We start from the raw sequence: 18,726 nt of genomic DNA on the forward strand, positions 1-18,726 counted from the left end.
AGCTAGTCGCTTTGATATGGTCAAATCAAGACCGGAAAGGCCGCTTGCCCGAAAAAATTAAATCGGTTTAACCGCGGCCGCCCGTTAGCCGCGCAGGTCCTTGCGGAGAATCTTGCCGACATTGGACTTTGGCAGCTCGGTGCGGAATTCGACGAATTTCGGCCGCTTGTAATTGGTGAGGTTCGCCGCGCAATGGGCCTTCACGTCGGCTTCCGTCAGCGCCGGGTCCTTCTTTACGACAAAGAGCTTCACCGCCTCGCCGGAATGCTCGTCCGGCACGCCGATGGCCGCGCATTCGAGGATGCCGGGATGCGACATTGCCACTTCCTCCACCTCGTTGGGGAAGACGTTGAAGCCGGAGACGAGGATCATGTCCTTCTTGCGGTCGACGATCTTGGTATAGCCCTCCGCCGTCATGAAGCCGATATCGCCGGAGCGGAAGAAGCCGTCGGGCGTCATCACCTTGGCCGTCTCGTCCGGGCGCTGCCAGTAGCCGGCCATGACCTGCGGGCCGCGGATGCAGATCTCGCCGACCTCGCCGAGCGCCAGCGTGCGGCCGTCGTCGTCGCGGATCTCGATCTCGGTGGAGGGCAGCGGCAGGCCGATCGTGCCGGTGAATTCCGGCCGGTCGAAGCGGTTGGCCGTCGCCACCGGCGAGGTTTCGGAAAGGCCGTAGCCCTCGGTGATCGCGCAGCCCGTCATCTTTTGCCAGCGCTCTGCGACCGGCCGCTGCACCGCCATGCCGCCGCCGAGCGTCAGGACGAGCTCGGAGAAATCGAGTCTGGAGAAATCCGGATTGTTCATCAGCGCGTTGAACAGCGTGTTGAGGCCCGGGAAGATATGGGTGCGAACCTTCGCCAGTTCCTTGACGAAGGCGGGGATGTCGCGCGGATTGGCGATCAGCACGTTATGGCCGCCGAGCGCGATGCCCATCAGCCCGTTCACCGTCAGCGCGAAGATATGGTAGAGCGGCAGCGCGCAGATGAAGGTGAGCTGCTCCGGCCGCTTCTTGATCGTGAAGGTCGGCTCGATCCACAGCTTGATCTGCTCCATGTTGGAGAGCAGGTTCGCATGGGTGAGGATGGCGCCCTTGGAAACGCCCGTCGTGCCGCCGGTATATTGCAGGAAGGCCATGTCGCCCGGCGCGATCGCGACCGGCTTCACCGCGCCGCGCGCGCCCTCCGTCATGACCTGCCTGAACGGCACATGCCCCGGCAGCGACCATTCCGGCACGAGCTTCTTCACCTTGCGCACGACGAGATTGACGATGAGGCCCTTGAGGCCGAGCATGTCGCCCATCGTCGCGACCACAACGTGGCGCACGTCCGTGCGCGCGACGACCTGCGCCACGGTACTCGCGAAATTCTCCAGCACGAACAGCGCCTTGGCGCCGGCATCCTTGAGCTGATGCTCCAGCTCGCGCGGCGTATAGAGCGGGTTGACGTTCACCACGACGAGCCCGGCACGCAGGATGCCGAAGATGATCACCGGGTTCTGCAGGATGTTCGGCATCATGACGGCGACGCGGTCGCCCTTTTCCAGTCCCCGCGCCTGCAGCCAGGCGACGACCATCCGGGAGGCGGCATCGAAGTCGCGGAAGGTCAGCGTCCTGCCCATGCTGGTGAAGGCCGGGCGGTCGGCAAAGCGCGCGCAGCAGCTTTCCACCAGCGCGCCGATGGAATCGTGGGTGAGCGGGGCGATCTCTCCCGCCATGCCGTCCGGATAGGAGGAGAGCCAGAAACGGCCGGACGGCGCGGTGGACGGGTGCATCTGTGAGACCGACATATGTGCTCCTCCTCGTTGGGCGCGGGCATCGTCCGTCCCGCCGCAGCGAAAGGTCCTCCAACCGTCCGATGCCGACAAGATGATGCTTTTGGCGGGCGCCATCAAGGTATACTGCTATCTTACATTGACGTAAACGTCAACGATCTGCATCGTCGCCTTCGACTACCCCTTCGGGCCGCCGCCTGCGGCGTCTCCGCGCGCCGCCACCGAAAAAACCACGTATATGTTTAACATTCTTCCGCTACACCTTATCTTGGTGGTCCGGCGCGGACGCCGGAGCCATGGAGTGGACGAGTTTGTTGCATTCGGAACATCGCAGAAGTGAGCCCCGGTTTCTCGGCGCGGCGCGCCAGGGCGGCGCTGCGCTCATCTCCCCGATCTCGGCGGCGCGGTGGCTTCTCGTCCTCATCGTCTTCGCCGGCATCTATTTCTTCCACGGCTTCGTCGTGCCGGTGCTGGCCGCGCTGGTCATCGCCTTCGCGAGCTGGCCGCTCTATTCGCGCCTGCTGGCGCAGGTGAAGGGCAACCGCACGCTCGCCGCCTCCATCGCCATCCTCCTCATCCTCGCCTTCATCGTCGGGCCGATCGTGATCGCCTCGACCTATGCCCTGCACGAGATCCGCGACTGGATCGGCTGGGCCGTCGAGACGAACCGCACCGGCGCGCCGACGCCGGAATGGATCGGCGCGCTGCCCGTGGTCGGCGGCTGGCTCGATATGCAATGGGCGCGCTTCCTCGATCATCCGGGCGCGATCGGCGAACTGACGCAGATCGTCAGCGGCGCCAATATCGGCAATATCTACCGCGTGGCGCTCGCGGCCGGCGGCAAGGCGTTCAACCTGCTGCTCGCCATGCTCTTCATGCTGATCGCGCTGTTCTTCATCTACCGCGACGGCCAGGCCTTCGCCGGCCAGGTCGACCGGCTCGGCGAGCGCATCCTGCCGATGCGCTGGGAGCGCATCTCGCGCATCGTGCCCGCGACGATCAGCTCGACCGTCACCGGCATGACGCTGATCGCCATCGGCGAGGGCATCGTCCTCGGCGTCGCCTACTGGATCGCCGGCGTGCCCTCGGCCGTCACGCTCGGCGTGCTGACGGGCGTCATGGCGCTGTTCCCGGGCGGCGCGCCGCTCTCCTTCACGCTGGTCTCGGTCTATCTCGTTTCCAGCGGCTCGCCCGTGGCGGGCCTCGCGCTCTTCGCCTGGGGCTCGGTGGAGCTCTTCATCGTCGACAAGACGCTGCGCCCGCGCCTCGTCGGCGGCCCGATCAAGCTGCCGTTCCTGCCCACCTTCTTCGGCCTCATCGGCGGCGTGAAGACCATGGGCTTCCTCGGTCTCTTCATCGGCCCGGTCCTGATGGCCCTGCTGGTCGCCATCTGGCGCGAATGGATCCGCGAGGTCGAAGCGACCGAGCCCGCCTCGACGATCCTGCTCGACCCCCACGCCGAGCCGCCCCCCTTGCCCGACAAGGAACGCAACGTCGGCTGAAGCCCGGCCGCTTAGCCGTCTCCCTCGCCGCAGAACCGGGCGAAATCCGCAAGATAGGCACGCATCGTCTCGACGGCATCCGCGGCGCGCAGCCGCTCGCCGATATCGTCCGGTGAAAGCGCCATCAGGGAAAAGCGCAGGAAAATATCCGCGCTGAACCGCCCGCTGACCGTCGCGAGCACGGTGCGCAACTGCCCGAGCATGTCGTCGCCGCGATGGGAGGCATGGGCAAGTACAATTGGCTTGGCGATCAGCTCTTCGCGGGACATCAGCCAGTCGATCGCATTCTTCATGCCGCCGGGAATGGCGCGCACATATTCGGGGCTGGCGATGATCACTCCATCCGCCGCCGCCACGGCTGCAGCAAGTCCGGCAACCGCTGCCGGCAACGGCGCCGCCTCCAGATCGGGCGAAAAGACCGGCAGCTCTCCGATACGATCATAGACCGCAACGACATGCGCCGCCCCCGCCGCAGCCTGCAGCCCGCGCAGCATCGCCGTATTGGTGGATGCCCGCCGGGCACTTCCCGAAATCGCCAAGAATCGCATGGCCAAACGTGTCCGAGTCCCGCGGGCGGGTCAAGATGCGAAGGGATCGAAACATGTTAGGAGAAATGGTGCCGCTTAGGTGACTCGAACACCTGACCCCATCATTACGAATGATGTGCTCTACCGACTGAGCTAAAGCGGCCCTTCAGCGGTCCCGAAGCGTGTCGGGACCGGAATGGGTGCGCTGATAACCGCATTGGACGGAGATTTCAAGCGGGGAGTTTCAACTTCCGCATTTTTCCCGCGCGGCGCAGCGAAATGACGGGGTCAGGCCGCGATGCGGGCCCTGGCGGCGGCGTATTCGCGGGCAAGGCGGGCGACGAGCGCTTCGACCGGCTCGATGGCCTTGACGGCGCCGATGCCCTGGCCGCAGCCCCAGATGTCCTTCCAGGCCTTGGCGCCGGTCGTGGCCTTGTCGAAATCCATCTTCGAGGGGTCGGCTTCCGGCAGGTGGTCGGGGTCCATGCCGGCGGCCGCGATGGAAGGCTTCAGGTAGTTGCCGTGGATGCCCGTGAAATAGTTGGAATAGACGATGTCGGCAGCATTGCTGTCGACGATCGTCTGCTTGTAGGCGTCGCTCGCCCGCGCCTCGGTGGTGGCGATGAAGGGCGAACCGATATAGGCCATGTCCGCGCCCATCGCCTCGGCGGCCAGGATCGCTCCGCCCGTCGCGATCGCACCGGAAAGCAGGAGCGGGCCGTCGAACCATTCGCGGATTTCCTGGACGAGGGCGAAGGGGGAAAGCGTGCCGGCATGGCCGCCCGCGCCGGCCGCCACCGCGATCAGCCCGTCCGCGCCCTTGCGGATCGCCGAATTGGCATGGCGGTTGTTGATGACGTCGTGCAGCACGATGCCGCCATAGGAATGGATCGCCGCATTCACCTCCGGCACGGCGCCGAGCGAGGAGATCACGACCGGCACCTTGTATTTCACGCACATCGCCAGGTCGTGCTCCAGCCGCCTGTTGGAACGGTGGACGATCTGGTTGACGGCGAAGGGGGCGGCGGGGCGGTCGGGATGCTTTGCATCGTGCGCGGCAAGGCCCTCGGTGATCTCCGCCAGCCATTCGTCGAGCTGCGATTCCGGGCGGGCGTTCAGCGCCGGGAAAGCGCCGATGACACCCGCCTTGCATTGTGCAAGGGTCAGCGCGGGATGCGAGACGATGAAGAGCGGCGCGCCGACGACGGGCAGGCGCAGCTTGTCCTTGAGGATCGCGGGCAGGGCCATGGCGGAAGTCCTGACATTTTGACGTTTACGAAAACGTCAAAACCATACCAGCGGGAATTGTCTCTGAAAAGGGGTGTCGGTGCATCACGGCGTGGTCATCGTGACGGAACGGCAAGACGCGCCTTTCCTGCGAGTGGCGCTGCACGTTGGCCCGCTCTGGGCATCGGGGAGTACGGCCATCGGGATGGGGGCGTCGGGCGCCGCGCCGCAGATGGTGGCGGCGAAAGTGAGGGCGGCGTTATGCTTCAGACATTGGGCGAGCACGGCTGTCGGGGCGTCGGCCCGTCGGGTGCAGGCGGAGGTGGTGCGAGCGAGGGGCAATACCGCGCTTCGAGCATCGGACGAAGATGACCGTCAGGGCGGCTTGGTGGCTGCGCGCGACAACGGCGCAGGCGAGGGGAGATACGGCATTCCGGGGAAGCAGGCGAGCTTGGCTGGCGAGGCATCGGCGCAAGTGGCAACGGCGTAGGCGAGAGGCGTTAATGCGCCCCAAGTGTCGAGCGGGCATGGCTGGCGGGGCGCTGGGCCACCGGGCGCACATCGCAGAGGCGGTCGAGTGGAGTTGCTACATTCCGGGCGTTGGTCGAAACTTAGCTATGAGATGGCGAGGCATCGGGCGTGGGCGGCAACGGTTCAGGCAGGCGGAGGTCGCGCATGCCATGTATCGGGCGAGCATGGTCATTGGGTTGCTTGGCCATCGGGCGCATGCCGCAGAGCTGCAGGCGATTGGACGTTCTACATCTCGGGCCGCTGGTGAGGCCATTGGGCAGCGGCCATCCGGGTGCACTTGGCAACGGGCAGCGAGCAGGAAGTGCCGCGCTCGGGCGGCGCCGATGCATGGCAAGCGGGACATCCGGCCATCGGATGCGGGCAGCGGTGCCACCAAGGCCGGATCGACATGATTCGCCCCGGCTTATCCCCGCAGAAGAACGGGCAGTTTCGGCGGCAAGGCTTGCGAAAATTTCCGTCAAACGTTACGCAAAAACTAACAAAAGCCGGAAAGTAGGGCTCTTTCCACAGATGGATCGTACCGCGCCGTCGCGCGGCTCCCGCAGAAGGGTCGGATGTGAGCGGACTGGAAACGGCAATCAGGAACGCGCTGGCGCGCTCGGAGCGCGGCAATGCCGAGGTGCGCGCGCGCATCTACCAGTCGGCGCGCAACGCGCTCGAGGCGGGCCTGCGCAAGCAGGAGGTCAACGATCCGGGAACCGTCGCCGCGCAGCGCCACCGGCTGGAAGCCGCCATTCACCAGATCGAGGCCGAGGAGCGCGCCGAGATCGCCTCCGCCGCCGCGCGCAATGTCCGCGTCGAGCCGGCGGTCGATGCGCGGCTGGAGCCGGTGCTGCGCGCCGAGCGCGACGTGCGGCCTGAGCCGAAACTCGACGCCGAGCCGCGCCTGGAGGCGGAAAAGCCCGCTGCCGGCGCCGCCGATATCGGCGCCATCCGCCCCGACCGCCAGGACGGCTTTGCTGCCGGCGGCGCGGCGACGACGCCCGCCAAGACGGCAAAGGCCCCGGATTTCCGCCCCGAGCGGGTGGCCAAGGCCCGCAAGCGGCGCGGCCGGCTGTTTTCCTTCCTGCTCGTCCTCGCCACGCTGGTCGCCGCCCTCGGCGCGCTCGCCTGGTGGGTCCAGACGAGCGGGCTTCTCGATGACCTTCGCAGCGGCGCGGACGGCTCCCGGCCGCCGGCCCGCGTCTCGGGCGAGGATTTTTCGAGCGAAGATCCGCTCAAGAAGGCGCTCGACACGCAGAACCACTTCTCCTCCGACTGGCGCAAGGTCTTCACGCCGGCCGATACGGCAAAGATTTCCGCCGGCCCCGCGGGCCGCTTCGAATCGGTCAGCACCAGCGAGGGGCCGGCCGTGCGCGTCACCTCCACCAATCCGGACCGCGACGGCGCGGTGCGCATCGAGGTCTCTCCGGACGTGCTCGGCGAAATGAGCGGCAAGGCCTCCACGGTCGCGCTCACCGTGCAGGCGGTCGGCGACAAGCCGGTGCAGGTCGCCGTCGAATGCGATTTCGCCAGCATGGGCAATTGCGGCCGCCACCGCTTCACCGTCTCTGAGCGCACCGACATCCTGTTCCAGGTGGAGTTCGACCGCTCGCTCTCGCCGAGCGAGCCGGGCCATATCCTGCTGAACAGCGACATTTCCGGCGGCAGTGCCGGCGTCAACCTCTTCGGCGTGCGCATCCAGCCGGGCGAATAGAGCAGTTCCGGCGTGGGCGCCAGGCTACTTGAGGAAGCCCGGGCCGGAGCCGACGATCCTGTCGTCGATCTCGCCGATCGCCTGCTTGTCCTTGCCGTCATAGTCGAGCGATTTCAGGATGTGGCGGATGAGGTTGATGCGCGCACGGCGCTTGTCGTTGGCGCGGATCACGGTCCAGGGCGCGTTGTCCGTGTGCGTTTCCTTCAGCATGCGGTCGCGCTTTTCCGAATAGTCGCCCCATTTGTTGAGCGCGGCGATGTCCATCGGCGACAGCTTCCAGATCTTCAGCGGGTCGTGCCGGCGGTCGTGGAAGCGCTTGAGCTGCATCTCGCGGCCGATATCCAGCCAGAACTTGAAGAGATGGATGCCCTCCGAGACGATCATCTTCTCGAAGCGCGGCGTCTCCTTGAGGAATTTCTCGTACTGCTCGGGCGTGCAGAAGCCCATGACCGGCTCGACGCCTGCCCGGTTGTACCAGGAGCGGTCGAAGAGCACGAATTCGCCGGTCGTCGGGAAGGTCGCGACATAGCGCTGATAGTACCACTGGCCCTGCTCGGTGCCGGTCGGCTTGGTCAGCGCCACGACGCGCGCCGAGCGCGGGTTCATGTAGGAGGTGGTGGCGTGGATGACGCCGCCCTTGCCGGCCGCGTCCCGCCCCTCGAAGACGGCCATGATGCGCTTGCCGGTCTTCTGCTGCCAGAACTGCACCTTGACCAGTTCGATCTGCAGGAGCTTCAGCAGCCGCTCGTATTCCTTGTTGTCGAGCTTCTTGTCATAGGGATAGTCCCCCGAGCCGAAGGCCTTGTCGTCGATCCAGCCGGGCAGGACGGGATCGTCGATATCGAACACGCGCTTCTTGTCGTGGATGTCGAGTTCCACGGCCCGGCTTTCGGCCTTTTCCGCCATCGTCTGCTCCTTGAATGTCGGTTCGCGGCAGGTGGCCGCTTCGGCGAAGGTGGCCACAACCGCATTGCGAATTCAAGCCGGCCGTGAAAAACATGTCATGAAGCCGCGCTATCCATGGAGAATCATGGAGGCGTGGAGGCTACGATGCTTGCAAGGGAATGGGTGGTCGTGACGGATCAGCGCACGGGCCTCGGATGGCTGGCGACGCAACTGTGGGGCGAACGCGTTCTCATTGCCTCCGCCGTCTTCGTCGGCTTCATGATGTGGCTTGCAGGCCTGCATCTCGGCTGGGTGTCCTTCGCGGTGCTGCTCCTCGTCATCGCCGGATTGCTGCGGATGGAGCGCCGCGCCGTCGAGGCAGGCCGTCGCACGATGGCGGTTGCGCCGGCCGCGCCGGTCGTGGAGGTGGCCCCGCCGGCGGAAGATCTCACCCCCATCTCGGCCGTCCTCGGCGCGCTCGACGCGCCGGCGCTTCTCCTTTCCGCCCGCGAGACCGTGAAGCTGCAGAACCGTGCCGCCGAGGCGATCTTCGGGCAGATTCCGCAGGGCAGCGACCTTGCCGGCCGCATCCGCGCACCCAGCATCCTCGATATGGTGCGCGATGCTATCGGCTCCGGCCAGCCGCGCGAGACCGAGCATGCCGAGCGTCTTCCCTCCGAAACGGTCTATGTCGTGCGCGTCGCCCCGCTTGCCGGCCCCACCACCGAGCCGCTCTGGCTGCTGACCTTCCGCGACGTCTCGCAGGCTCGCCGTATCGACCGCATGCGCTCCGACTTCATCGCCAATGCCAGCCACGAGCTGCGCACGCCGCTCGCTTCGCTGCGCGGCTTCATCGAGACGCTGCAGGGCCCGGCGAGGAACGACCTCAAGGCGCATGAGCGCTTCCTTACCATCATGCACGAGCAGGCGACGCGCATGAGCCGCCTCGTCGACGACCTGCTCTCGCTTTCCCGCCTGGAACTGCGCTCGAACCTCGCGCCCGACCAGACGGTGGACCTCGTGCCGCTGCTCGGCCATGTCCGCGACAGCCTGCAGCCGCTCGCGAGCGACCTCGGCGTCGAGATCGCGCTCGACCTGCCGGCGCATCCCGTGACCGTTGCCGGCGACCGCGACGAGTTGGTCGAGGTCTTCGAGAACCTTCTCGAAAATGCCTGCAAATACGGCCAGGAAGGCAAGCGGGTGGACGTGGCGCTGTCGGGCGGGGAGGGCGCGCCCGCCGAGCTTTCCGTCACCGACTACGGCCCCGGCATCCCGCCCGAGCATGTGCCGCGCATCACCGAGCGTTTCTACCGGGTCAATGTGGAGGCGAGCCGTTCCAAGAAGGGCACGGGCCTCGGGCTTGCCATCGTCAAGCACATCCTCACCCGCCACAAGGCGCGCCTCGTGGTGAAGTCCGAGGTGGGCAAGGGAACGGTCTTTACCGTCAAATTCTGACACAAAGGACGGCGCGTTCGTCTTTTTGTCGGAAATATTCTAGTATTTTCAGATATTTAGCTTGTCACAAATGTTTCGTCAAAGTGACATAAAAGGGATGGCGATCGGGGTTTAGAGAAGGGCCGCCGGTCAACGGCAGAGAGCGCGAACCGCGCGCTTCCAACACACGTCCTCTTCGGGAGAACCCAGATGAAATCTCTTAAGCTCACTGTCGCGGCGCTCGTTGCCTCCGCAGCCTTCGCCGGCGTTGCCGTTGCGCGCGACCAGATCCAGATCGCCGGCTCGTCCACCGTTCTTCCTTACGCCAAGATCGTCGCCGAATCGTTCGGCGAAACCTATCCGGACTTCAAGACGCCGATCGTCGAATCCGGCGGCACCGGCGGCGGCCTCAAGGAATTCTGCAAGGGCGTCGGCCCGGACACCATCGACATCGCCAATGCGTCGCGCCCGATGAAGGGCAGCGAAGTCGAGGCCTGCAAGGCTGCCGGCGTCACCGAGATCCAGGAAGTCAAGATCGGCTATGACGGCATCGTCTTCGCCACCGACAGCGGCAATGCCGACCTGAAGCTCGAGCCGAAGGACGTCTACCTGGCGCTCGCCGCCGAAGTCGTCGTCGACGGCAAGCTCGTCGCCAACCCCTACAAGAAGTGGTCGGAAGTCAACAAGGACCTGCCGGACGTCGAGATCGCCGCTTACATCCCGGGCGAAAAGCACGGCACGCGTGAAGTCTTCGACGAGAAGATGCTGGCTGCCGGCTGCGAAGCCACCGGCGCTGCCGAAGTGATCAAGGCCGCCGTTGCCGACAAGGACGAGCAGCACGCCAAGTGCATCGCCGTTCGCAAGGATGGCCTGGCTGTCGACATCGACGGCGACTACACCGAAACGCTCGCCCGCATCTCCGCCAACAAGTCCGGCATCGGCGTCTTCGGCCTGTCCTTCTACGAAAACAACGCCGACAAGCTGAAGGTCGCGACCGTCAGCGGCATCGTTCCCTCGACCGAGACGATCGCTTCCGGCGAATACCCGGTTTCCCGCCCGCTGTTCTTCTACGTCAAGAAGGCGCATCTCGGCGTCATCCCGGGCCTGAAGGAATATGTCGAGTTCTTCACGAACGACGACATGATCGGCCCGGACTCCCCGCTGGCTGAATACGGCCTCGTCCCGGCTCCCGATGCCGAGCGCGACACCGTTCGCAAGGCCTTCGCCGACGGCAAGATCATGTAATGACTTTAGCGGGCGCGGTCTCAAGACCGCGCCCGCCGCTCTCTTCCGGGCGGCGACGCCCAGTCATGGTCTTCGACCGGGAATGGGGCGCCTGTCGAACCTTGCGACACACAGAATGACTGCGCGGATGATCTCGCCGGGGGAATTTCCGAAATGAGTATTTCCATACTATTGCTTATCGTCGCCGTGATCGGCGTGGCGGGCTATCTGGCGGGCAGCTGGCGCGCCAATGCGCTTGCCGGCGGCAAGTCCTCCAGCCTGCATTCGCGGCCGGGCTACTACGGCGCCTTCGTCGCCATCTGGTCCATGCTGCCGGCGGTCATCGTGCTGCTGGTCTGGATCATCGCGAGCCCGATCTATATCGGCTCGACCGTCCGCGCCGGCTTCCCCGACGAGGTGAAGGCCGAGCCGCAGGCGACGCAGAACCTCAACTACAACATGATCGGCGCCATCGCCCGCGGCTTCAGGCTGCTTTCGGTGGAAGAGCGCCAGGCGGTGTTCGCCGACGCCGCGACCGCCCGCACGGTGCTCGCCGGCAAGGGCGTGCCGCTGGCGGCCGATCCCGCGCCCTACATGCTGAAGTCCGCCGACGACCTCAACCGCATGACCACGACCAGCAGCACCATCCTGTCGGCCCTCGTCATGCTTTCGGCCCTTGTCGGCGCCTTCCTCTCCTACCGCGCCATCGCGCCGCGTTTCCGCGCCCGCAATCGCGTCGAGGGCGTGATGCTGGCGGCCCTGATCGGCGCCTCCTCCATCGCCATCCTGACGACGATCGGCATCGTCGCCTCGATGCTGACGGAGGCCACCCACTTCTTCAACATGGTTCCGGCCTGGGAGTTCTTCTTCGGCACGGTCTGGGATCCGCGCTTCGCCGCGGCGGGCGCGACGGCCTCTTCCGGCCAGTTCGGCCTGCTTCCGCTGCTCGCCGGCACGCTCTATATCGGCTTCGTCGCCATGCTGGTCGCAGTGCCGGTCGGCCTCTTCGCCGCCATCTACATGTCGGAATATGCCTCGCGCACCGTCCGCTCGGTCGCAAAGCCCCTGCTCGAAGTGCTCGCCGGCATCCCGACCATCGTCTACGGCTTCTTCGCCCTCATCACGGTCGGCCCGTTCCTGCGCGATATCTCCGCCCAGCTCAACGGCCTCGTCACGGGCAATTACTCGAACTTCATCCAGGCGCAGAGCGTCCTGACCGCCGGCTTCGTCATGGGCATCATGCTGATCCCCTACGTCTCCTCGCTGTCGGACGACATCATCACCGCCGTACCGCGGGCGCTGCGTGACGGTTCGCTCGGCCTCGGCGCCACGCGCTCCGAAACGATCAAGCGCGTCATCCTGCCGGCGGCCCTGCCGGGCATCGTCGGCGCGCTGCTGATGACGGCCTCGCGCGCCATCGGCGAGACCATGATCGTGGTGCTCGCCGCGGGCGTCGCCGCCCGCATGCAGATCAATCCCTTCGAGCCGATGACGACCGTGACGGTCAAGATCGTCAACCAGCTGACGGGCGACCTCGAATTCACCTCGCCGCAGACGCTGGTGGCCTTCGCGCTCGGCATCACGCTCTTCGTCATCACGCTTTGCCTCAACATCTACGCCCTTTACATCGTGCGCAAATACCGGGAGCAGTACGAATGAGCCAGGTCTCCCCCATGTCCTCCACGAGCCCCGCCATCGGCGTCTCCGCCGCGCCCGAACGCCGCGATATCGGCCTTCGCCGCCGCTATGCCGCCGAACGCCGCTTCCGCCTCTTCGGCATGGCCGCCATCGGTTTCGGCCTGCTCTTCCTCTTCCTCCTGCTGTTCTCGGTGGTCTCCAAAGGCTACACGGCGTTCCAGCAGTCGATGATCACGATCCCGGTCGAGTTCTCCGAGCAGATCATCGACAAGAACAACGAGCGCGCCACGAACCCGCAGAAGCTGGTCTCGGCCAATTACCCGGTCGTCGCCCGCAATGCGCTCGCCAAGGTCCTCGGCGTCAGCGAGGACGACCGCGCCGGCCTGAAGGCCGTCAACGGCATGATCTCGGACAGCGTCCGCGTCCAGTTCCGCAACCTCGTCACCGCCGATCCTTCCATCATCGGCACGACGCAGACCGTGACCTTCCTCGCCCACGGCGATCTCGACTCGGCCTTCAAGGGCCAGATCGACCTCTCCGTGCCGGAAAACAACCGCAAGGTCTCCGACAAGCAGGTCGGCTGGATGAACACGCTTGCCGAAAGCGGCGCGCTCTCCAAGCACTTCAACACCGGCCTCTTCGTCAACGGCGCATCGAGCCGTCCGGAAGCCGCCGGCGTCGGCGTCGCACTCGTCGGCTCGCTCTACATGATGCTGATCGTGCTCGTGCTGTCGCTGCCCATCGGCGTCGCCGCCTCGATCTATCTGGAAGAGTTCGCGCCGAAGAACCGCTTCACGGACCTCATCGAGGTGAACATCAACAACCTCGCGGCCGTGCCGTCCATCGTCTACGGTCTGCTCGGCCTTGCCGTCTTCGTCAACTTCGCGGGCTTCCCGCGCTCGGCGGCCCTCGTCGGTGGCCTGGTGCTGACGCTGATGACGCTGCCGACGATCATCATCGCGACCCGCGCGGCGCTGAAGGCCGTGCCCCCGTCGATCCGCTCGGCGGCGCTGGGCCTCGGCGCCTCGAAGATGCAGACCGTGTTCCACCACGTCCTGCCGCTCGCCATGCCCGGCATCCTGACGGGCACGATTATCGGCCTTGCCCACGCGCTGGGCGAGACCGCGCCGCTTCTCCTCATCGGCATGGTCGCCTTCGTCGCCGACGTCCCGGCAACGCCCCTCGATCCGTCGACGGCGCTTCCGGTGCAGATCTACATGTGGGCGAACGAGGCCGAGCGCGCCTTCGTGGAGCGCACGTCGGGAGCCATCATCGTGCTCCTCATCTTCCTCATCCTCATGAACGTCGGCGCCATCCTGCTGCGCCGCCGCTTCGAACGGCGCTGGTAGAAGGACCGATCCTATGAACATGATGTCAGAAGCAGCAGTCGAGAAAGCGCTGGACAAGAAAATGAACGACATTTCCTACAAGATGATCGGCAAGGACGTCTCGGTCTATTACGGCGAGAAGCGCGCCCTCTACGACGTCAACCTCAATGTCCGCGAGAACACCGTCACCGCCCTCATCGGCCCGTCGGGCTGCGGCAAGTCGACGTTCCTGCGCACGCTGAACCGCATGAACGATACCATCGACGGCTGCCGCGTCACCGGCCGCATCACGCTCGACACGGACGATATCTACGATCCGAACATCGACGTGGTGGAGCTGCGCGCCCGCGTCGGCATGGTCTTCCAGAAGCCGAACCCGTTCCCGAAGTCGATCTACGAGAACGTCGCCTACGGCCCGCGCATCCACGGCCTTGCGAAAGCCAAGGCCGACATGGACGCCATCGTCGAGCAGAGCCTCCAGAAGGCGGGTCTGTGGAACGAGGTGAAGGACCGCCTGCACGAGAGCGGCACCGGCCTTTCCGGCGGCCAGCAGCAGCGCCTGTGCATCGCCCGCGCCGTCGCCGTCAGCCCGGAAGTCATCCTGATGGACGAGCCCTGCTCGGCGCTCGACCCCATCGCGACCGCCAAGGTCGAGGAGCTGATCCACGAGCTGCGCGCCAACTTCACCATCGTCATCGTGACGCACTCCATGCAGCAGGCGGCCCGCGTCTCGCAGCGCACCGCCATGTTCCACCTCGGCAACCTCGTCGAGGAGAACGACACCGACAAGATGTTCACCAACCCGGACGATCAGCGCACGCAGGACTACATCATGGGCCGCTTCGGCTGACGTTCTCGTCGCCAAAGCCCCGAATGTCCGCGCGCATCAAGGATAAAGCCATGACATCGACCCATATCGTCTCGATCTATGACGAAGAACTGAAGTACCTCTCCCGCCGCATCTCCGAGATGGGCGGTACCGCCGAGCAGATGGTGTCCGAATCCGTCCGCGCCCTCGTCACCGCGGATGCGGCGCTGGCCCAGAAGGTCATCTCGGAAGACGTGATCCTCGACAATGCCGAGCGCCAGATCAACGAGAAGGCCATCGTCACCATCGCCAAGCGCCAGCCGATGGCGGCGGACCTGCGCGAAATCATGGGCACGATCCGCATCGCGGCCGAGCTGGAACGCGTCGGCGACCTCGGCAAGAACACCGCCAAGCGCGTCATCGCCGTGCAGAGCTCGGGCATGCCCCGCAAGCTCGCCCGCGGCCTGGAGCACCTGGCCGAGCTCGCCCTGATGCAGCTCAAGGAAGTGCTCGACGTCTTCGCCACCCGCTCGGTTGACAAGGCCAAGGCCATCCGCGAGCGCGACGACGAGATCGACGCGATCTACACCTCGCTGTTCCGCGAACTCCTGACCTATATGATGGAAGACCCGCGCAACATCACGCCCTGCACCCATCTCCTGTTCTGCGCCAAGAACATCGAGCGCATCGGCGACCACGCGACCAACATCGCCGAAACCATCTATTACATGGCGACCGGCTCGCAGCCGGAAGGCGAGCGTCCGAAGGACGATACCTCGACCTCCGTCGTCGCCGCCGACGTTGCCGACGCCTCCGAGTAAGCGAGTAGGGTTCGACACATGGTGCCCAGAATAGCCGTCGTCGAAGACGAGGAGGCGCTCAGCGTCCTCCTGCGCTACAACCTCGAAGCCGAGGGCTTCGAGGTCGACACGATCCTCTCCGGCGACGAGGCCGAGATGCGCCTGCAGGAGCGCATGCCGGACCTTCTCATCCTCGACTGGATGCTGCCCGGCGTTTCCGGCATCGAGCTCTGCCGGCGCCTGCGCCAGCGGCCCGAGACCGAGCGCCTGCCGATCATCATGCTGACGGCGCGCGGCGAGGAGAGCGAGCGCGTGCGCGGCCTTGCCACCGGCGCGGACGACTATGTGGTGAAGCCCTTCTCGACGCCGGAGCTGGTCGCCCGCGTGCGCGCCATGCTGCGCAGGGCCAAGCCCGAGGTCGTCTCGACGGTGCTGCGCTGCGGCGACATCGAGCTCGACCGCGACACGCACCGCGTCCACCGCCGCACCCGCGAAGTCCGCCTCGGCCCGACGGAATTCCGCCTCCTGGAATTCCTGATGACGTCGCCCGGCCGCGTCTTCTCGCGCTCGCAGCTCCTTGATGGCGTCTGGGGCCACGACATCTATGTCGACGAGCGTACCGTCGACGTCCATGTCGGCCGCCTGCGCAAGGCGCTCAACTTCGCCAATATGCAGGATGTCATCCGCACGGTCCGCGGTGCCGGCTACTCGCTGGAAACCTGACCGGACGAACTTCCTCCCAAGGACGGAAATGGGCCCTTCGGGGCCTGTTTGCGTTTAGGGGGCTTCCGGCCAGTGCTTCTGGCAAAGCCCGAAACCCTCTCCTTCACTCGGGCCTGTCCCGAGCATCTGCAACGTTTCTGTTTTCCGATGCGTTGGCAGATCCTCGGCACAAGGCCGAGGATGACGCTGACGGAGGAGCGAGGGCCGTCAACAAAAAGGCCGGCGTTTCCGCCGGCCTCTTTTTCTTCATTCCTGTCGCCAGGTCTCAGAACTCTTCCCAGTCATCCTGCGCGAGCGCCGTGTTGCCGGCGACCTGCGGGATGGCACGGGCCGTGCTGCGCGGGGCCTGGTAGGCGGCACGCTGCGGCTGGGCCTGCGGGCGCATGGCCTGCTGGACCGGCTGCTGGGCGGCCATGGCCGCGGCGCCGGCGCGGAAGCGGGCGACAAGCGCCTTCAGCGTCTGCGCCTCGTCGTTGAGCGCCATCGAGGCGGCGGTGGTTTCCTCCACCATCGCGGCGTTCTGCTGCGTGACCTGGTCCATCTGGTTGACGGCCGAGTTGATCTCCTTGAGGCCGACGGCCTGCTCGGAGGCCGAGGACGAGATCTGGCGGATGAGGCCGTTGATCTGGATGACCTGCTCGGCGATGTTCTCCAGCGCGCCGCCGGCCTTGCCGACGAGATCGACACCCTCGCGGACCTGCACCTCGGAGGTGTTGATCAGCGTCTTGATCTCCTTGGCGGCATTGGCCGAGCGCTGGGCGAGTTCCCGCACTTCCTGGGCGACGACCGCGAAGCCCTTGCCGGCTTCACCGGCGCGCGCCGCTTCCACGCCGGCATTCAGCGCAAGAAGGTTGGTCTGGAAGGCGATGTCGTCGATGACGCCGATGATGTTGGAGATCTCGTGCGAGGAGCTTTCGATGCCGCGCATGGCGTCGATCGCCTTCTGCACCACTTCGCCGGACTTGCTGGCGTCGTTGCTGGCCGTATCGACGGACTTGGCGGCGACGCGGGCGTTCTCGGCGCTGGAATTGACCTGCGAGGTCAATTCGTCGAGCGCCGCGGCGGTCTCCTCCAGGCTGGCCGCCTGCTGCTCGGTGCGGTGCGAAAGGTCGGCCGCGCCCTTGGAGATCTCGCTCGTGCCGCCGCCGATATTGCCGACCGAGGCGTTGACCGTCTGGATCGTCTCTTCGAGGCTGGCGATGGCCGAGTTGAAATCGGTCTTGAGCTTGCCGTACTCGCCCGGGAAATCGCCGGAAAGACGGAAGGTCAGGTTGCCGGACGAAAGCTGGGCGAGGCCGTCGCCGAGACGCGCGACGATGTCGCGCTGCAGGGCGCTTGCCTCAGTGCGCTCGGCTTCCGAACGGTTGCGTTCGGCTTCGGTGAGCTGGCGCTGGTTGGTGGCTTCGGCTTCGAGGCGCTTGGTATCGGCGAGCTGGTGGCGGAAGCCTTCGAGGGCCTTTGCTACCGAACCCGTCTCGTCCGAGCGCTGCTGGCCGGAGACCGGCTGCGTATAGACGCCGTCGCTGAGCGTCGCGACGTCGCTGACGAGGCCGGCGAGCGGCTTCTGCACGAAGAAGCGCACGGCGAAATAGAGGCCGGCCAGCACGGCGCCGAGCACGAGGAGGCCGCCGACGATCATCATCGTGGTCTGTTCGTGGATCGGGGCGGTGATCGCCGCGCGCGGCACGTCGACGAGGACGACCCAGCTCGTATTGATGTCCGGCAGGGCGAAGGGATAGACGACGCGGTCGAAGGCGGAAAGCTCGCCGAAGGAAAGGTTCTCGACGCGGCCGGCCTCGCCGCTGGCGAGCGCCTTCTTGACGACGTCGAGGCCCTCGCCGTCATATTCCTTCATCAGGAGGTCTTCGGTGGGGGCGACGATCCATTTGCCGGTCTGGGAGAGGAGCAGCACGCGGCCTTCGCCGAAGGGCTTGAGCTTGCTGAGCTTGTCGTAGAGCGTCTTCAGCGAGACGTCGATGCCGGTGACGCCGATGCGCTTGCCGCCGGAGACGACCGGGAAGGCGATCGAGGCCATGGTGAAGCCCTCGCCGGTGGAGCTTTCCTTGTAGGGCTGGCTCATCGCGCCCTTGCCGCTGCCGGCGGCGAGTGCATACCACTCGGCCTTGTAGTCGGATTCGAAGGTGGAGAGCGTGATGGAGCCATCCTTGCGCTTCGTCCAGTAGGGGTTGAACGAGCCGTCCTTGAAGGTGCCGGTCGCCAGATCCTCGGCCGTCTCGCGCGACTTGCCGTCGAAGGCGTTCGGCTCCTCGGCGAACCAGCTTCCGAGCGCGAAGCTGTTCTTCTCCACATTCGCCTTGATGATGTCGACGACTTCCTTGCGGTCGAAATGCCCGCCGGAATGGCCCTGCTCGATCACGCCGGCCATGGAGCGCGCGGCGCTGGCGAGCTGGCCGATATCGGTCGCGATGTCGGATGCGATCGCCTTGGCCTCCGTATCGGCCTCCGAATAGACGAGATCGGCGACGCGGTTCTGGGACTGGCTGATGAGAACGGTATTGGACGCGAGCATGACGAGGGCAATCGTGCCGCCCGTGACCGCGATGAGCTTCGTCGCAAGCGACTTGGCCTGGAACTTGAACATGAAATCCTCACGATGGGATATGTCCGCGGCC

At 65.7% G+C, this 18,726-nt stretch carries 14 protein-coding genes and 1 tRNA gene; 9 read left to right on the forward strand and 6 right to left on the reverse strand.

Annotation, left to right across the window (positions count from 1 at the left end):
- Positions 1-84: 84 nt before the first annotated feature.
- Positions 85-1,785, reverse strand: coding sequence for a long-chain fatty acid--CoA ligase (locus DSD28_RS16190; protein WP_162911421.1), 1,701 nt, complete (start codon positions 1,783-1,785; stop codon positions 85-87).
- Positions 1,786-2,153: 368 nt separating this feature from the next.
- Between DSD28_RS16190 and DSD28_RS16195 the strand changes: the two genes are divergently transcribed.
- A complete protein-coding gene (locus DSD28_RS16195; protein WP_413251160.1) occupies positions 2,154-3,272 on the forward strand; it encodes an AI-2E family transporter in 1,119 nt (372 codons plus the stop codon).
- Between the two features lie 11 nt (positions 3,273-3,283).
- Here the strand turns inward: DSD28_RS16195 and DSD28_RS16200 are convergent, their stop codons facing one another.
- The 3 genes from DSD28_RS16200 to DSD28_RS16210 all read right to left on the reverse strand — a co-directional run bounded on the left by DSD28_RS16200 (position 3,284) and on the right by DSD28_RS16210 (position 5,047).
- Complete coding sequence (locus DSD28_RS16200; RefSeq protein WP_119257445.1) at positions 3,284-3,820, reverse strand: NADPH-dependent FMN reductase; 537 nt, start codon at positions 3,818-3,820, stop codon at positions 3,284-3,286.
- Between the two features lie 66 nt (positions 3,821-3,886).
- A tRNA-Thr gene (locus DSD28_RS16205) sits at positions 3,887-3,962 on the reverse strand.
- A 125-nt stretch (positions 3,963-4,087) separates the two neighbouring features.
- On the reverse strand, positions 4,088-5,047 hold the full coding sequence (locus tag DSD28_RS16210; protein WP_119257446.1) for an NAD(P)H-dependent flavin oxidoreductase: 960 nt from the start codon (positions 5,045-5,047) through the stop codon (positions 4,088-4,090).
- 1,066 nt (positions 5,048-6,113) lie between these two features.
- On the opposite strand from DSD28_RS16210, the gene DSD28_RS16220 reads away from it, so the two are divergent.
- On the forward strand, positions 6,114-7,253 hold the full coding sequence (locus tag DSD28_RS16220; protein WP_119257448.1) for a biotin transporter BioY: 1,140 nt from the start codon (positions 6,114-6,116) through the stop codon (positions 7,251-7,253).
- A gap of 24 nt (positions 7,254-7,277) precedes the next feature.
- On the opposite strand, the gene ppk2 is transcribed toward DSD28_RS16220, so the two are convergent.
- Entirely contained in the window at positions 7,278-8,159 is an 882-nt protein-coding gene (ppk2, locus tag DSD28_RS16225) for a polyphosphate kinase 2 (RefSeq protein WP_119257507.1), read from the reverse strand.
- A gap of 144 nt (positions 8,160-8,303) precedes the next feature.
- Between ppk2 and phoR the strand changes: the two genes are divergently transcribed.
- The 7 genes from phoR (at position 8,304) to phoB (ending at position 16,093) form a co-directional block, all read left to right on the forward strand.
- Entirely contained in the window at positions 8,304-9,593 is a 1,290-nt protein-coding gene (phoR, locus tag DSD28_RS16230) for a phosphate regulon sensor histidine kinase PhoR (RefSeq protein WP_119257449.1), read from the forward strand.
- A 189-nt stretch (positions 9,594-9,782) separates the two neighbouring features.
- Complete coding sequence (locus DSD28_RS16235) at positions 9,783-10,817, forward strand: substrate-binding domain-containing protein (RefSeq protein ID WP_119257450.1); 1,035 nt, start codon at positions 9,783-9,785, stop codon at positions 10,815-10,817.
- Between the two features lie 153 nt (positions 10,818-10,970).
- Positions 10,971-12,455 carry a phosphate ABC transporter permease subunit PstC gene (gene pstC, locus DSD28_RS16240; RefSeq protein WP_119257451.1) on the forward strand — a complete coding sequence of 495 codons (1,485 nt, stop codon included), beginning with the start codon at positions 10,971-10,973 and terminating at the stop codon, positions 12,453-12,455.
- Positions 12,452-13,783, forward strand: a complete 1,332-nt coding sequence (pstA, locus tag DSD28_RS16245; RefSeq protein ID WP_119257452.1) for a phosphate ABC transporter permease PstA — start codon at positions 12,452-12,454, stop codon at positions 13,781-13,783. Before pstC ends, pstA begins: the two co-directional genes overlap by 4 nt.
- Before the next feature lie 13 nt (positions 13,784-13,796).
- A complete protein-coding gene (gene pstB / locus DSD28_RS16250) occupies positions 13,797-14,612 on the forward strand; it encodes a phosphate ABC transporter ATP-binding protein PstB (RefSeq protein ID WP_119257453.1) in 816 nt (271 codons plus the stop codon).
- A gap of 50 nt (positions 14,613-14,662) precedes the next feature.
- Entirely contained in the window at positions 14,663-15,391 is a 729-nt protein-coding gene (gene phoU / locus DSD28_RS16255) for a phosphate signaling complex protein PhoU (RefSeq protein ID WP_119257508.1), read from the forward strand.
- 18 nt (positions 15,392-15,409) lie between these two features.
- Entirely contained in the window at positions 15,410-16,093 is a 684-nt protein-coding gene (gene phoB, locus DSD28_RS16260) for a phosphate regulon transcriptional regulator PhoB (protein ID WP_119257454.1), read from the forward strand.
- A gap of 265 nt (positions 16,094-16,358) precedes the next feature.
- On the opposite strand, the gene DSD28_RS16265 is transcribed toward phoB, so the two are convergent.
- A complete protein-coding gene (locus DSD28_RS16265) occupies positions 16,359-18,695 on the reverse strand; it encodes a methyl-accepting chemotaxis protein (protein ID WP_119257455.1) in 2,337 nt (778 codons plus the stop codon).
- Positions 18,696-18,726 lie beyond the last annotated feature (31 nt).

This window comes from Shinella zoogloeoides (assembly GCF_003574625.1).
GTDB lineage: Bacteria > Pseudomonadota > Alphaproteobacteria > Rhizobiales > Rhizobiaceae > Shinella > Shinella zoogloeoides_A.

Coding starts and splice junctions, on each gene's coding strand:
- DSD28_RS16190 (WP_162911421.1), bottom strand. CDS start 1,785: ATGTCGGTCTCACAGATGCACCCGTCCACCGCGCCGTCCGGCCGTTTC.
- DSD28_RS16200 (WP_119257445.1), bottom strand. CDS start 3,820: ATGCGATTCTTGGCGATTTCGGGAAGTGCCCGGCGGGCATCCACCAAT.
- DSD28_RS16210 (WP_119257446.1), bottom strand. CDS start 5,047: ATGGCCCTGCCCGCGATCCTCAAGGACAAGCTGCGCCTGCCCGTCGTC.
- ppk2 (WP_119257507.1), bottom strand. CDS start 8,159: ATGGCGGAAAAGGCCGAAAGCCGGGCCGTGGAACTCGACATCCACGAC.
- phoR (WP_119257449.1), top strand. CDS start 8,304: ATGCTTGCAAGGGAATGGGTGGTCGTGACGGATCAGCGCACGGGCCTC.
- DSD28_RS16235 (WP_119257450.1), top strand. CDS start 9,783: ATGAAATCTCTTAAGCTCACTGTCGCGGCGCTCGTTGCCTCCGCAGCC.
- pstC (WP_119257451.1), top strand. CDS start 10,971: ATGAGTATTTCCATACTATTGCTTATCGTCGCCGTGATCGGCGTGGCG.
- pstA (WP_119257452.1), top strand. CDS start 12,452: ATGAGCCAGGTCTCCCCCATGTCCTCCACGAGCCCCGCCATCGGCGTC.
- pstB (WP_119257453.1), top strand. CDS start 13,797: ATGAACATGATGTCAGAAGCAGCAGTCGAGAAAGCGCTGGACAAGAAA.
- phoU (WP_119257508.1), top strand. CDS start 14,663: ATGACATCGACCCATATCGTCTCGATCTATGACGAAGAACTGAAGTAC.
- phoB (WP_119257454.1), top strand. CDS start 15,410: ATGGTGCCCAGAATAGCCGTCGTCGAAGACGAGGAGGCGCTCAGCGTC.
- DSD28_RS16265 (WP_119257455.1), bottom strand. CDS start 18,695: ATGTTCAAGTTCCAGGCCAAGTCGCTTGCGACGAAGCTCATCGCGGTC.